This window comes from Pseudomonas moraviensis (assembly GCF_900105805.1).
Taxonomy (GTDB): domain Bacteria; phylum Pseudomonadota; class Gammaproteobacteria; order Pseudomonadales; family Pseudomonadaceae; genus Aquipseudomonas; species Aquipseudomonas moraviensis_A.
On the sequence record NZ_LT629788.1, the window covers coordinates 2,614,594 to 2,629,818 of the forward strand.

Sequence of the window (15,225 nt, forward strand, 5' to 3'; positions counted from 1 at the left end):
CACCCTTCAATAGTTATCGGGGTGAATCATGCCGTGGATGGTTGGGGGAAAATTGGATGGGTGTGCTCAGTTCCGCGGTGTTCCGGGATTCGTAAAACACCGCACAACCCTGTGGGAGCGAGCCTGCTCGCGAATACGTCGGGTCAGTCGAAAAATACTTTGAATGACGCACTGCTTCACTTGAGTCGCGCTAACCCCGAGGACCTGCCAATACGTGTCCTTTACACACAATCACGGTAGGCCATGCCGTCATAAGGTTTGATTCTGACAGTCACGCCTTTGGCCGGAATGTTTGCAGGATCGAGTACATCGTTCTCCTCTTCGTCTACTGACGGTTTGAGCGGGAGGTTTGTTGTTTTGTGCATGGTGAGACCTCACACGGCGCTCGGTCGAGCGCCGTGTTCCCGGGTTGAAGCAAGGCTCAAGGGCAAGCGTTCATCGCTCGGTGTTCAGCTCGGCCCAGCGACTGGCCAGAAGTGCCCGGCCTCTGGAGGTCGGTGTAGCGTGATAAGACACCTTGCCCCTCAGCCGCTCCTGTACGGCGCTGCTGTCCCCGCCGCCATCGGCATGTCCCCAGGTCACGACGCGGCCGTCAGCGGTGAGCGCAGTAAATCCATGAGTGTTGTCGTATAGCGCTTGTACCTGAGTCAGCTCGGTGACGACCGTCGAGGTGTCGCCACCTACGGTCGCATCCCCCCAGGCGACCACTGTGCCGTTCTTGCGCAACGCGGCGAAAGCCATGGAGGAACCACACACCTGAACAATGTCATCGAGCGCCGCGATTTCGGCAGGCACCAGACCACCCTCCGCGGGAGTGCCCCATGCCACTACATGACCGTTGCCTCGGCGCGCTGCGAATGCGCGCCAGGTGGAACTGACCTCGACAATGTCCGTGAGCCCGCCAATCAGCGCGTCGATCGTCCCGCCATACGCGGCCGTTCCCCACGCCACCACCTGCCCGGTGGCACGCCTTGCAGCGAAGGCCTGCGCATTGGCGCAGCTCAATTCGATGATGTCGGTCAGAGACGCAATTTCAGCCGGCACAACGCCGCCATAGGTGGCGTCGCCCCAGCCGACAAGTCGCCCATTGCCACGATGCGCGGCAAAGGCACCATAGCTGCCGATCAGATTGTCGATATCGGTCAAGCCTGCAATTTCACCGGGAACCACCCCACCATTTGCCGCCAAGCCCCAAGCCACAACATTCCCGGCGGATCGTTTTGCTGCAAAAGCCTGACCCGCCGCCACCACTCGTACAATATCCGTCAGCGCGCTGATCTCTATGGGAATACTACCTCCATCGTCAGGTGTGCCCCAGGCAACCACCTGCCCGGTCGTCTTCAACCCGGTGAACGCGGTCGCATTACCGATGACTTCGACAAAACCCAGCGGATCTATACCGCTCATGCTTCCGCCCTCGGCGGCGGTTCCCCAGGCGACAACTGCACTATTGGCGCGGCGAGCCGCATAAGCGCTGCGCGTGCAGCTCACCTCAACGATGTCATCCATGGTGATAATGGTCGGAGGAATATCGGCGCCGTAAGCAGCGTTGCCCCAACCGGCGACATCCCCGACATCCCGGTGAGCGACGAAAGCAGCGAAACCAGTGACCGTGGTGTCGATCCCGTTGCCAATGATATTCGCCGAGTTGAGCGTGACCAGATCATCGGCAGTGCGCACCTGCAGCAGCTGCTGCGGTGCGGTGTCGCGCCAGATGGCAGCGGTCATCCACTCTGTGTCCGAAGCGTACTTCCACTGCGCTTGCAGCGGCTGCCCCGTGGTGGCGTTGAATGCGCTCAGCACACGCGTGGCACTGGACGCGCGATAAGTACTGCGGTTATAGCGCGCCCCCATGATCTTCAAGGTACCGCTGCCAATAACCCGGCGAACATCGTAAACCGTCGGCGTCGACGGGCCATCGGTCCCTCCCGCCTTGCGCTTGACCTCATAACTCAACGCGATGCTGTCATCGAGGTTGGCGCTGATGACCGTATGGGCCACCTTGATCACGCTGAGTTCTTTGTCGGCCTCTGCTGCCAGAACCGTGTGGATGTAAGGAGTGGAGGTTTTACCGACCACGGTCACGGTAACTTCATCGTCGGTCTTCAATTGCGCGGTGGCCGGGATCACCACCGTCGCGCCGTTGGGGTAGACATCGTCCGGGTTCAACTGATCCTTCTGTGTCCCCGTGGCTTCCCTGAAGGTGGCAACCGGTAGCCGGATCTCTTGCGCTTGCACGTTGAAGTCATAAGGTTTGCCGTCGGCCTCGCCGCCGTCAAACAACTCGACCCGATAATCGATAGTCACTTTTCTGTTCAAGCTGGCCTGCACAACGGACAGGTCAACAGTGAACTCGATCGGCTTGCCCTTGTTGTTGCCACTGACCGCTTTGTCATCGGTGTGATTGACCACTCCATCCGATGATGTCCAGGTCATATAGAAGTGATCGCCGGCATTCTCGGGATCATTGGCCGGTATCTCGACTGTCGCTCCGTCTGGAGTATTGGCCGGATCGAGTATGTCATCGGCCGCCTGCACAACGCGGGCCGGATCCAGCAATTGCGTGGACTCGCCGACGGAGAACACGAGGGGGTTGGAATAACTGATCGTGTCAGTTTCTTTGCGCCAGATTTCGTAACTGGCCGTGATCGTGGCACCGCGATTGGGCTCGATATGCTCGGCCACAAACTTGTCGCTGAGCCGGAATGGCACGTCGCTGTTCTCGTTGAGCGCAGTAATGTCGATGGAGTCGCCGGTCTTGCCTGATTGTTCCCCATCCCATTTGTAAGTCACCTTATCGCCGCGTTTCGTCGGTGTGACGATGGGTTTGGGAACAGTCAGCTGACCAATGCCGTTGGGTAAATCAGCAGGCTCCAGTGAGCCATTGCTTTCTCCGAGCACGATCGGTTTAACCAACTCGAATTTTGGCTCGCCCACGCTCAGCGTTGCCGCGGGACGTGACACACGCCTGACAATGGCGCCGTTCCCATCCACACTCAGATGGACATATGACAACACCAGTGTTCCGCCCTCAATGGACTTCAAGTGCAAGCCTTCGACAGTGAGGAAAAAACCGATCGGGTCGGCGATTTCCTCCCGGCTCGGTATATACCTTTCGAATTCCGGGACATAGACGCTGCCCTCCGAACGTTTACCGAACCACACCAGTTCAAACGCATCGCCATAGTTGAACAGCGAATCAGAGCGAATCAGAACCCGGGTATATGCCAGGTCAGGTTCAATGGCACCCTGGTTTTCATCCTCAGCAACAGGGGCATCCAGGCGCGTGGCCTCACCGTTGACTTGCACGAACTGACCTTTGGATTGCAGATCGGAAGTTCCTTCACGCTTGACCTCATAAGAAAAAATCACCTGGGTTCCGACAAGCCTGCGCAGATCGGCATTTTCGAAATCGAATTCATAGGTGTGGGGAAGATTGTCGACCTCCTGCCTGGGCGCAGTGAACGTGACGGTTTGACTGTCCACTGTGGTACCGCTGACTTTTACTTCAATCCAGTCCTGATGTTTGAATTCGCTCGAAGTTGCCCAGACCTGAACAACGACGTTTTTATCACCCAACCGGTCAAGGTCCAGGACATTGTTGAGCGCATCCTTGGCAATAGGGGCAACCAGCCGATTGGTGTTGAGCGAAACCCTGATCCGGGTTTCTCTACACCAGTCCTCCGAATAATTGTGGACGATATCCCGCACGCGAAAGCTCACGGCCAGGCCCACCTCATCGGTATCACCTGCCTTTTCTATAACTGCCCGCTTGACGTAAACAGTGATGGGATTCTTCACCGGATCACTGATTTGCTCCGCCGTCACCGGGTCGGACAAGATCAGCATGCCCCCCCAACTGAGCTCAGCTTGGTCGCCCACCGCAATACCAGGATAGGGTTCGCCGCTACCGGATGCGTTTCGAATGACGATAGGCAAACCTACTGTCGGATCCGGATCATCCGGATCCTCCTTCGGCGGAGCGTTCTCGCTGTCAACTCCACCAGAGACGAACTCCGGCGGGATGAACATGTATAGATTGGAATGCCCCGGCCCCTCCTCCGTATCCTGTCCGCCGGGAATTTCCAGCTTGACGAATATTTTCAATGGCGGCGCATACGTCTCGGCGGGATCCAGGCCTAAACGCTTTACCCAATAGTCGATTTCATGGGATCCCGAAGCAAGATGCCGTGGAGCAACGAACAGGGTCGCACGCTGATCAGATTCTGATTGATCACGAATGATGTACCGATCCACCTCGACAGAGCCTTTCCTGAGCACCACCAGGTCGCCTTTATTCTTGGTCGTCCATGGGCTGAGGTAGACCTGCAATCCATCGTCCGGATAGACCCCTTGCGCCGCGGCCCGATTGATCCCCCACTCTCCCGAGGGAAGGATGGGAAGCATGCGACCGGTGATATCCGGCTCAGGAAGTGCCAGCGTTGCGACGTGTTTCTTGAGTTTCAAAAGCATGACAAAACACTCCTGCCGAGGGATTAGGCGACGGAGTGATTAACAGCCAGAAACAGTAAATCGTCACCTGTCACATCTGACAGGTGCAGAGCAGTTTCCGACGAACGGAGGGCTCAAGGTGACGGTATGTCCAACGGCGCCGCCATGAACTGGCTGATGCGCGAGCGTAGCCACTTCTCCGCCGGGTCGTTGTCGTGCACCCCGCTCCACGCCATCGACAACTGCGCGGCATCAATCGGGAATGGCGGATCTTCGGCACGCAGGGCGCAGCCTTCGACCAGTGCACAGGCCGCGTAATCCGGCACGGTGGCGATCATCTCGGTACCGGCGAGCAAGGCACGCAAGCCACTGAATTGCGGCACACCGAGAACCACCCGGCGGCAGCGGCCGATCTTCGCCAGATCGAGGTCGATATTGCCGCTCAGGTCACCCGAGAACGACACCATCGCGTGCGGACGCTCGCAATATTCGTCCAGCGTCAGCGGCCCCGGACGATCATCGCCGCGCAGCACTTTGCAGGGGATGTCGCGCAGCTTCTTGCGCTTGGCGTTGGCGGGCAGATCCGTGGTGTAGCTGACACCCACGGAGATTTCCCCCGAAGCCAACAACGCCGGCATCAACAGATAGTTGGCGCGGCGCACCACCACGACGATTCCCGGCGCCTCCTGCTGGAGCTGGCGCAACAGCGGTGGAAACAGACCGAACTCGGCGTCGTCCGACAGACCGATGCGGAACACGTCGCAACTGCTCGCCGGTTCGAATTCCTTGGCGCGGCTGACCGCACCGGAAATCACGTCCATCGCCGGTTGCAGCTCCTTGAGGATCGCCAGCGCCCGCGCCGTCGGCTCCATGCCGCGACCGTTGCGCAGCAGCAACGGGTCGTCGAACAGATCGCGCAAGCGCCCCAGCGCCGCACTGACCGCGGGCTGGCCCATGAACAGTTTTTCGGCAACGCGGGTCAGGTTCTTTTCGAACATCAGCGCTTCGAAAATCACCAGCAGGTTCATGTCGACGCGGCGCAGATCGTTACGGTTCATGGGCGTGGTTTCCTTATCGGTGTCAGACGCTTTTTGCCACTGGCGCTGGGCACTTTACTCGATCAATGGCACTTTCGCCGCGCGTTTGTACGGGCCGTACTCCACCGGTACCCACTGGAAATGTTTGCCCTCGGCGGTGATGTGGCCGATGCCCGGAAACGGCAGATGTGCTGCGGTCACCCAGGTCTTGCTTGCTGCCGCGGCACTGAACACGGCCTGACGACTGCTGATCGCTTGCTGACTGTTGACGTCAAAACCGATCGACACTTCCGGGTGCAAAAACTGCACCGCCAGGTTGTGCACCAGATCGCCCATGAACACGATGCTCTGCTGCTGCGAGGTGAAGCGGTACGTCGTGCTGCCCGGCGTGTGCCCGGCTTCGAGGGTGGCTTCGACCAAGCCTGGCAACGGCGACTGCCCGGGGGCGAAAGTCTTGAAGCGACCGGCTGCAACATAGGGCGCGGTGGAGTCCTGGGCAATTTTGAAAAACTCTTTGGCGCCTGCCGGGGCCTTGGCCAGCGCTGCCGGATCGAGCCAGTAGTCGGCCTCGGCCTTGGCCGCATACACGGTGGCGTTGGCGAACAGCGGTTTTTTCTCTGCATCGACCAGACCACAGACGTGATCGAGGTGCAGGTGCGTCAAGAGAATCGTGTCGACCTGCTCAGGCTTGTAGCCGGCGGCCTGCATGTTGGCCGAAAGCTGCCCGGCGGTGGCGCCGATGCACTGCCCGGCGCCGGTATCCACCAGAATCAGCTGTCTGCCGGTGTTGACCAGGAACGCATTGAACGCCGTCTGCACCCCTGGGGTTTCAATCGAACGGCGGGCGAGGAGCGCGCGAATCTGGCTCTGGCTCATGCCCTGCAACAACTTCGGCGACAAATCGTTGTAACCGTCGAACAGCGCGGTGACTTCGTAATCGCCCACGGCCAGCCGGAAGTAACCCGGCGCTTGAGTGCCCACCTGCGGCGCCTGCGCCATCGCGCCGGACATCGCCAGCATGACCGCCACGGTCGTCGCTGCTTTCACCAAGACTTTCATTGCATTCCCCTTGAACCGGGCCGACGGCGGCCGCGCTTTATCGACATCGTCGCGCAAAGTGCCAGGCGCTGACTTGCAAGGATGTGCTGAGTTCCAGCCCGAGCCATGAAATTAACAACGATTAACTCGTCAGGCTTACGCCCTCACCCAACAATGAAGTCCTCTGCGCAGCGTTGCTTTTTTGACCTGAGGGAATGCGCCGACCGTGCCTTCCCCACCGACACGGACCTAGGCCATGGCTTATCCACAGCAAACCGTCGCCCTCGCCCCTGCCTGCGAACCGCGTAAAAACGCGACTGGCGGACTCAGTCCACAGCGCGAACGCCAGATCAAACAGTTGATTCTCGATCGCTTGGGCGAAAGCCTGGAAGTGGCTGAACTGGCCCGCGCCTGTTCGCTGTCACGCAGTCATTTCTCCCGCGCGTTCAAGTGCAGCACCGGCCTGTCGCCACAGGACTGGATTCGCGCCCAGCGTCTGGCCCGGGCCAAGCTGCTGATCCAGCACACCGACCTCAGCCTGACGCAGATCAGCCTGGAATGCGGGTTCTGCGATCAGGCACACTTCTGCCACATGTTCACCCGCAGCGAGGGGATCAATCCGTTCGCCTGGCGCTGTCGAGTCATGGGCAAACCGAAAAACAACGCAGCGCAGCCTGCGGTGTTTTGACTGCTGCCGTTACGCCACCCGTTGCACTGATGCTCAAACCTGAGGATTATGCCCGGACACCCCGGATCAGACGGCCTGCGCACGCGCCAGGCACTGGTTCGCCCTGTTCGCCGCATTACCGCAGGAGCGCGCTGTTGAGCTTTTCCCCGAATCAGGCCATTGCGTTTGGCCCCTATCGGATTCATCCCGGGCAACGACTGCTGATTGAAGGCCAACAGCCTTTGCGCCTGGGACGGCGGGCGATGGACATCCTCCTGATTTTGCTGGCCCACGCCGGCGAAGTGGTGAGCAAACAGCAACTGATGGCTGGCGTCTGGCCAGACAGTGTCGTTGAAGACATCAACCTGCGCGTGCACATGGCGGCGCTGCGCAAGGCGCTGGGCGACGGGCAGAACGGGCAGCGCTACATCGTCACCGTGGCGCAGCGCGGCTACAGCTTTGTCGCACCGATTGTGCTCGACAGCATCGAACAAAAGCCTGCAATGCCCGTCGCCAGGCACAACCTGCCGCTGCGTCGCACGCGAATGATCGGCCGCCAGCCCGTGGTCGATCATTTGATTGCGCAACTGCCGCGCCGACGCTGCATCACCCTGGTCGGCCCCGGCGGCATTGGCAAGACCACCGTCGCCCTGCGTGTCGCCGAACAATTGATCGGCCAGTATCGCGACGGCATCCGCCTGGTAGATCTGGCGCCCATCGCCGATCCCGCGCTGATCGGCTCGCATCTGGCGACGCTGCTCGATCTGTCTGCGCCTGAAGGCGATGCGCAGGCTTGCCTGGTCGATGGCCTGCGTGAACGGCAGATGCTGCTGGTGATCGACAACTGCGAGCACCTGATCGATGCGGTCGCATCGCTCAGCGAGCAGATTCTGCGTGGCGCGCCCAGGGTGCATATCCTCGCGACCAGCCGCGAGAGCCTGCGTGCCGAGGGCGAGTTCGTGCAGCGTCTGGAATCACTCGAATGCCCGTCCATGTCGACCGCGATGGAGCCGGCCCAGGCGCTGGGCTTTGCTGCGCTGCAATTGTTCGTCGAACGCGCCACGGCGGCGCGGGAAAGCTTTCAACTGAGCCACGCCGAGCTGCCGCAAGCGATCGAGATCTGCCAGCGCCTGGACGGTATTCCGCTGGCACTGGAGCTCGCCGCCGCGCAGGTCAGCGAATTGGGCATGGATGGATTGCTCAAACAGTTGCGCGAGGGTTTGCCGCCGCTCTCAGCCAGCCACCACAGCAGCGCCGAGCGCCACCTGACCCTGCGCGCAACAATGGACTGGAGTTTCAACCTGCTCAACGTCTGTGAGCAAACCTGTCTGCGCCGTCTGGGCATTTTCCGCGGCAGCTTCACTCTCGCCTCGGCGGCGGCAGTGGTCATCGGCCAACAGATCGATCCCGGCGCAGTATTCAACGCAATCACGCAATTGGTGGCCAAATCCCTGCTTAGCGTCGAAGTGGGCGACGAAGATGTTTTCTACCGCTTGCTCGACACCACCCGCCACTATGCACTGGAAAAACTCGAACAGGCCGATGAGCTCAGTGCAACCCGCCGACGCCACGCCGAGCGTTGCCTGACCTTGATGCAGCAGGCACAAGCGGATTGGGACAACACCCCGACCGTGCTGTGGCTGGAGCGCTATGCCCGGGGTCTGGAAGATTTGCGTGCGGCGCTGGACTGGAGCCTCAATGGGCCGGGACCGGATGAGCTGGGCGTTCAACTGGCAGCCGCTTCGGCGCCGTTGTGGCAGGAACTGTCGCTGCTGCGCGATTACAGCCGCTATGTGCGCCGCGCACTGAGCCTGCTTGAGGAAACGACCGCGCCCTGCCCTCGCCTGCAAATCGCCTTGAAACTGGCGCTCGGCAGTGCCAGCTATCACACCTGGGGCGGTACGCCACAAACCATCCAGGCCTTCATCGATGCCTGCCAATTGGCCGAAGAACAGGGCGATCTGGCTGGTCAGTTGCGTGCGATATCGGGGCACATGGCGGTCAATCTGAGTTGCGGGCATTACCGCATGGCGTTGGCCCAGAGTGAGCAATTCGACCGCATCGGCGTGCACGGCGAGCCACTGCTCTCGCTGAGCACACATCGCTTGCGCGTGCTGGCCCTGCATTATGCCGGCGACCAACCGCAGGCGCGCGCGCATGCCGAGCAAGTGCTGCAACGCATGGCCCACAGCGGCCATCTCAATCGTTTCACTCATGGTTTTGGCGTGCAATACGACCAGAGCGTAGCCTCGTTGACGGTGCTGGCACGGGTGCTGTGGCTGCAAGGTCTGCCCGAACAGGCATGGCGCGCCGCAAGGCAGGCGCTGGACATCGCCGTGCAGATCAACCACGGCACCTCGATCTGCTACACCCTGGCACTGGCCAGTTGCCTGATCGCTCATTACAACGGCGACCGCGAAAGCGCCCGCGCGCTGCTGCAGCTGCTGCTGGAGCAGTCGCAGAAACATTCGGTGTTGCTGTTCAATAATTGGGGCCGGCATTACGCGCAGGTCATTGATCCTGACAATGCCGCGCCCGTGTCAGCGCAAAGCAGCGGGCTGATCCGGGAGGTGATGGTTACGCTGGATGAACGTTTCGTGGATGACGCATTGGTTGAGCGAGCGCGCAATGGCGATGCGGGTTGGAGTGCGGCAGAGATATTGCGCGCGCGCGCGGCGGCATTGTTGATGGGCTCAGAGAAGCCCCTTCGCGAGCGGGCTCGCGAATCGGCCCTCTCTCTCACCGCTGAAACCCAAGAAGCCGAACAAACCCTGCAACATGCCTTGACCATCGCCAGAAGCCAAGGCGCGCTGGCCTGGGAACTGCGCAGCGCCACGGACCTCGCAGAGTTATGGCACCGCCAGTCGCGCTACCGCGATGCCCTGGATCTGCTTAACCCGATCTACCAGCGCTTCACCGAAGGCTACGCCACTCCGGACTTGTGCAAAGTACGCCGGCTACTCGACCGCCTGCGCGACCAGTGCCCGGCCTGACGCATTGCGCGTTCGGCTGAGATAGCGCGCATGGCGATGGTCCAGTTCGAGCTTGTCGTCGCTGCGCTCGAATTGATCACGAGCATAGCGACGCACGGTGTTGAGCATCCAATAGCGGACCGTTGCATGGATCGGTTGCTGGATCAGCAACGATTTGCGTGCCAACCCTTCGATTATCGCGCTCAGCCTGGAACCGGCCAGATCCACGCTGCTGATCACGCTCAGTGCGGCCTCCAGAGTAAAGCCCGTGCTGAACACCGACAGACGCAGCAGCACTTGCTGCTCCATTTCTGTCAGGCATTGATAGCTCCAATCGATAGCAGCAGCCATCGACTGATGGCGCGGTTCCGCGGTGCGCCGGCCTTGGCCAAGCAACTGCAGACCGTTTTCAACCTGGGCCTGTAAGCCGATCAAGCCCAACGCATCGATCTGCGCCGCCGCAAGTTCGATCGCCAGCGGCAGACCGTCCAGTTGACGGCAGATCTCGCGCACGCCTGGCAAATCCTGTACACGCAGACTGAAGCCATGCTGCCGCGCCCGCGCGCGATTGACGAACAACTGCACCGCCGGATAGCCCATGGCTTCTTCGACGGTGTTCAATGCCGAGCGCTTGGGAATCGCCAACAGCGGGACGTAATGCACGGTCTCCTGAGCGACGTGCAAGGCTTCGCGGGCGCTGACCAGAATCGACAGGCGGGGCGCAGCATGCAACAGGGTTTCTACCAGAGCCGCGCAGCTGTCGCGCTGGTGGTCGCAGTTATCCAGTATCAACAAGGCGTGCCGGCCGGTCAGGGTGAAAAAGTCCGTGTTCAGGGTGCGCAACAGGTGCTCGAGCAATGGAATGTCATCTTCGACGCTGGCAAGGTCGACCCACCAGGCGCCGTCGCGAAAGTATTGCAGCAGCAATTCCGCCACGCGCAATGCCACAGTGGTTTTGCCCACTCCCGGCGCACCGGTAATTGTCATCAATCGGCACACCGGCATTTGTCGAACCAGACTACCGACCAAGGCATCGCGCCCGCTGACTGGCGTCAGTCGTGCCGGAAGATTGTGCACAGGCGTGAGCGCGGCGACGGGCGTGGGCAGCGCATCACCTGTGTGCCGCTGCACCGGGGCGACAAAACTGTAGCCGCATTGCGCCACGTGAATGATGTAACGCTGCCCGTTGGTGCCGTCGCGCAGTGCGCGCCGCAACGCCGCGATGTGCACCCGAAGATTGATCTCTTCGACGATCGACGTCGGCCACACTTGAGCAATCAATTGCTCTTTGCTGACCACCTCGCCCGCGTTATCGAGCAGCACCTGCAGAATGTCCATGGCGCGCCCGCCCATGCGCAGCGGCTGCTCTCCTTCAAGGACCAGACGCTGGCGCACATGAAAGGCGTAGGGGCCAAAACGCAGCACCGAACCGTGGTTTGTGTCGTTGTGATTATTCATGCCAGACATCTTGGCACCCTTGCGTGACGATACAACCGCCACAGCCGACACAGTACGGACATCCGGCTGCGCCAGACGGACAGAACCGCTCTAGCTGAACTGTTCCCGGTATTGTGACGGTGTAAGACCGAGCTTTTCGGCGAACAGCGAGCGCATGTGCCGGACACTGCCGAAGCCACTTTTATAGGCAATGGTTTTGAGGGGCAGATCGCTGGTCTCCAACAGGTTTCGCGCGCAGTCAATGCGGGCGTTCTGCAGGAATTCCATCGGCGTCATGTTGACGTCACGAGTAAACAGACGCGCGAAGTGGCGTGCGCTCATGTTCGCCAAACCGGCCATGCGCTCGACGGTGAAAGCTTCTTCCAGGTGTTCAAGCACGTAATTCTGCGCGCGGGTGATGGGCGTCTCTTGCGGAGAGACTGCCGCCATCAAAGGGCTGAACTGCGCTTGTCCGCCTTGGCGCTTCATGACCACCAACAAGACCTTGGCCACGTCCTGGGCGATTTTCTTGCCGTGATCCCGGGCAACCACCGCCAGTGCCAGGTCGATGCCGGCGGTAACGCCTCCCGAAGTGATGAGGTTACGATCCTCGACGTAGATCTGATCGGTGGTCACCGTGGTTTTCGGAAAGGCCTTGATCAGCCGCTCGGTGTAATTCCAGTGCGTGGTGACGCGATAACCGTCCAGCAGACAGGCATGACCGAGGATGAATGCGCCAGTGCAAATCGAACCATAGCGTTCGGCGCGCGGCACGGCGTTTTTCAACCAGGTGAACAGCTCCGGAAATCTCTGGTTGTAAGCGCCGGGTCCGCCGGGCACCAATAGCAGGTCATAGCGCTCGGCGGCTTGGTCGATGTGCAAATCAGCCTGAACCTGCACGCCATTGGACGCCCTCAGCAACCCGCGCTCCGTGCCTAACGTCGTCAGTTGATAATGCAAATCCGGTTTCAAATAACGGTTGGCGACGGAAAACACTTCCAGCGGCCCGGCCATGTCGAGCATCAGAAAGTCAGGAAACAGCACCATTGCCACGGTTTTCATGGGAGGCATCACACATTTCAGGGGTAAATACGCACGCTGCAACCCGGGCATTATGGCCAACTCAGGCGTAATCAGCGCACACGAATGGGTGAACCATAACGCAAAACTGTCAACCTGAGCCGGACAGTCTTTCAATTTCCATCTACTTATTGCCTTGTCCGGTAACCAGTAACCTTCTCCTCACTCGGACGAATTCACGTCCCGCCAGGAGATTTCATCATGCTGACTCTTCGCAAAGCCTCCGATCGCGGCCTCGCCAATCACGGCTGGTTGAAGTCGTTTCACACCTTCTCTTTCGCCAGTTACCGCAACCCGCGTGAACAAGGGTTTTCCGACCTGCTGGTGATCAACGATGACCGGGTCGCCGCCGGCAAAGGTTTTGGCCAGCATCCGCACCGCGACATGGAAATCTTTTCCTATGTGCTCGAAGGCGCGCTGGAACACAAGGACACCCTCGGTACTGGCTCGGTGATCCGCCCCGGCGATGTGCAATTGATGAGTGCTGGCAGTGGCGTGGCGCACAGTGAGTTCAACCACTCAGCCGCCAAGCCCGTACACTTTTTGCAAATATGGATCGTGCCGGATGTCAGTGGCGCCAAACCGCGCTATCAGCAGGAGCACTTCAGCGCGGAGAAAAAACGCGGTCGCCTGCAACTGATCATCTCGCCGGACGGTAACAACGGCTCTCTGAAGGTCCGCCAGGATGCGCGGGTCTATGCCGGGTTATTCGACGGCAAGGAAAGTGCCACGCTGAAATTGCCCGCCAATCGTTACGCCTACGTGCACGTTGCGCGCGGCAGCGTCGAACTCAACGGCCAGTCCCTGCAGGAAGGCGACGGTGTGCGGGTTCGTGAAGAACAGCTGCTTACGTTGAGCAACGGTGTCGATGCCGAAGTGCTGGTGTTCGACCTGCGCCCACAGGAGTTGCCTGAAATGCCATGATTTGGCGCGATGCAGAACGGCCTTCCAATGAAGGCCGTTTTTCATTGCGGCGGCACCGTTGTGGGTCGTGCGACTGGTTGGGGGACGGACACCTCCTTGCCAATCTGAATCGCCGCCAGCGTGGTTTGTATTGTGGTCAACACCGCCGCCTGATTGGCGAAATGCGCGCCTACCAGCAACGAAGCCACGCCGAGGAAATGCACGGTGGTGGCAGCCCAATAGTTGGCCTTTACCGTTGATGCCTGCCTGATCGCTTCCCGCGATTCGTCGGCAATTTTCTGCACGCCCATCCACATCAGGTCATAACGCTTGTCCCGTTCCTGTAGGGCCCTGTCCCGTTCAAGATAGACCTTGTTCTGCTCTGCCTGAGCAGCGAGGAACCCGCGAATGTCGGCGCGCATTTCTGCTACGCGACCGTCCATTCTCGTCTCGATGGTTTCTATCCTGGCATCGAATTCTTCGCGGCTTAAGGTGCTCATGATTTGCCTATCCCGACCTGCGTCCGATTTGTCCCCTGCATATTGATTCACTTCCCTGATTTTCAATTCGACACCTTTGTGTGGCTACCGAGGCCTTCCCTGGCGCTTCGTTTCGATGCAGGCCTGAGGTCTGCATCGAACTGCAGTCACAATAGAATTCGTCACTGGCGACGACAAGCCGGCCCATTCTGCCTCGGACGTAGGCTGTTTCGTCAGACGTTGTGGCCTCGGCAAAACCCTGAATCCACTATTGGTTTTCCAGCGCAAAAGCCTCAACGATTTGCTCGATGACCGCACGTACCCGCGCGGTGTGACGGAGGTCGGCGTGGGTGACCAGCCACACTTCATACGGCAACGGCCGGGTCCGCTCCGGCCAGAGTCTGACCAGGCCGTCGCACTCGCCCATGTACACCGGGATCTCCCCTACGCCGAGGCCGGCAGCAAGGGAGCGACGCACCAAAAGGCTGGAACTGAGCGTGGCAACAATGCGCCCTCGGCCTAACGGCTCGGAAACCAGCGTGAGGTCTTTTTTGCTCTGCAAATAAGGCTGATAGACCACCAGATCATGGCCTTCGAAAGCACTGCCCGGCTGCGGTTCGCCGTTGCGATCAACATAGGCCTGCGCAGCGAAAAGTCCTACAGGCCAACGGGCGATTCGCCGGGCGATGAGATCCGGGTTATCCGGCCGGGTATTGCGCACCGCGATATCCGCCTCGCGCTTGGCCAGACTGAGAATCTGCGTCGACGCATCCAGCTGGATCTGCACATCCGGATGCTGACCATGCAGGCGTGCCATCGCCGGGATGATGAAGTCGATGGCCAGCGAGTCAGTGGTGCTGATCCGTACATTACCGGTCAGCCGGTCATCCAGCCCGTGGATGTGCCGCTCCAGTTCCAGCGCCGAATGCTCCATTTTTTCCACGCTTTTGAGTGCAGCTTCACCTACGGCCGTCAACGCATAGCCGTCAGACGTGCGCAGGAACAGCGTCGCGCTCAAAGACTTTTCCAGCGCGGTGATGCGCCGTCCAACAGTGGCTTGGTCAACGCCCAGAACACGCGCCGCACCGCGCAAAGTCGACTCCCTGCAGACCGCCAGAAATACTCGCGCATCATCCCAATTCATGCCGGCTCTCCTAGAA

Annotated in this window: 10 protein-coding genes; 3 read left to right on the plus strand and 7 right to left on the minus strand. The window is 60.0% G+C overall.

Annotated features, from left to right (window positions below):
• Positions 1–435: 435 nt before the first annotated feature.
• From BLU71_RS11655 to BLU71_RS11665, 3 genes are all read right to left on the minus strand, one after another.
• Positions 436–4,473: a hypothetical protein gene (locus BLU71_RS11655; RefSeq protein WP_083353144.1), complete on the minus strand. Its 4,038-nt coding sequence runs from the start codon at positions 4,471–4,473 to the stop codon at positions 436–438.
• Between the two features lie 113 nt (positions 4,474–4,586).
• Positions 4,587–5,510 carry a LysR family transcriptional regulator gene (locus BLU71_RS11660; RefSeq protein ID WP_042609475.1) on the minus strand — a complete coding sequence of 308 codons (924 nt, stop codon included), beginning with the start codon at positions 5,508–5,510 and terminating at the stop codon, positions 4,587–4,589.
• 54 nt (positions 5,511–5,564) lie between these two features.
• Positions 5,565–6,548 carry an MBL fold metallo-hydrolase gene (locus BLU71_RS11665; RefSeq protein ID WP_064363952.1) on the minus strand — a complete coding sequence of 328 codons (984 nt, stop codon included), beginning with the start codon at positions 6,546–6,548 and terminating at the stop codon, positions 5,565–5,567.
• 235 nt (positions 6,549–6,783) lie between these two features.
• On the opposite strand from BLU71_RS11665, the gene BLU71_RS11670 reads away from it, so the two are divergent.
• Together BLU71_RS11670 and BLU71_RS11675 are read left to right on the plus strand one after the other, a co-directional pair.
• Positions 6,784–7,215 carry a helix-turn-helix domain-containing protein gene (locus BLU71_RS11670; RefSeq protein ID WP_042609473.1) on the plus strand — a complete coding sequence of 144 codons (432 nt, stop codon included), beginning with the start codon at positions 6,784–6,786 and terminating at the stop codon, positions 7,213–7,215.
• A 134-nt stretch (positions 7,216–7,349) separates the two neighbouring features.
• The gene (locus tag BLU71_RS11675) at positions 7,350–10,187 is read left to right on the plus strand and encodes an ATP-binding protein (protein ID WP_083353145.1); all 2,838 of its coding nucleotides are present in this window, start codon (positions 7,350–7,352) and stop codon (positions 10,185–10,187) included.
• Here the strand turns inward: BLU71_RS11675 and BLU71_RS11680 are convergent.
• The gene (locus BLU71_RS11680; RefSeq protein ID WP_083353146.1) at positions 10,152–11,624 is read right to left on the minus strand and encodes an ATP-binding protein; all 1,473 of its coding nucleotides are present in this window, start codon (positions 11,622–11,624) and stop codon (positions 10,152–10,154) included. The genes BLU71_RS11675 and BLU71_RS11680 overlap by 36 nt on opposite strands.
• Positions 11,625–11,714: 90 nt before the next feature.
• Positions 11,715–12,665 carry a GlxA family transcriptional regulator gene (locus tag BLU71_RS11685; protein ID WP_083353147.1) on the minus strand — a complete coding sequence of 317 codons (951 nt, stop codon included), beginning with the start codon at positions 12,663–12,665 and terminating at the stop codon, positions 11,715–11,717.
• A 219-nt stretch (positions 12,666–12,884) separates the two neighbouring features.
• Between BLU71_RS11685 and BLU71_RS11690 the strand changes: the two genes are divergently transcribed.
• Positions 12,885–13,607: a pirin family protein gene (locus tag BLU71_RS11690; protein WP_042609469.1), complete on the plus strand. Its 723-nt coding sequence runs from the start codon at positions 12,885–12,887 to the stop codon at positions 13,605–13,607.
• Positions 13,608–13,648: 41 nt separating this feature from the next.
• Here the strand turns inward: BLU71_RS11690 and BLU71_RS11695 are convergent, their stop codons facing one another.
• Together BLU71_RS11695 and BLU71_RS11700 are read right to left on the minus strand one after the other, a co-directional pair.
• The gene (locus BLU71_RS11695) at positions 13,649–14,086 is read right to left on the minus strand and encodes a hypothetical protein (protein WP_042609665.1); all 438 of its coding nucleotides are present in this window, start codon (positions 14,084–14,086) and stop codon (positions 13,649–13,651) included.
• A gap of 247 nt (positions 14,087–14,333) precedes the next feature.
• Positions 14,334–15,209 carry a LysR family transcriptional regulator gene (locus tag BLU71_RS11700; protein WP_083353148.1) on the minus strand — a complete coding sequence of 292 codons (876 nt, stop codon included), beginning with the start codon at positions 15,207–15,209 and terminating at the stop codon, positions 14,334–14,336.
• Between the last annotated feature and the right edge of the window lie 16 nt (positions 15,210–15,225).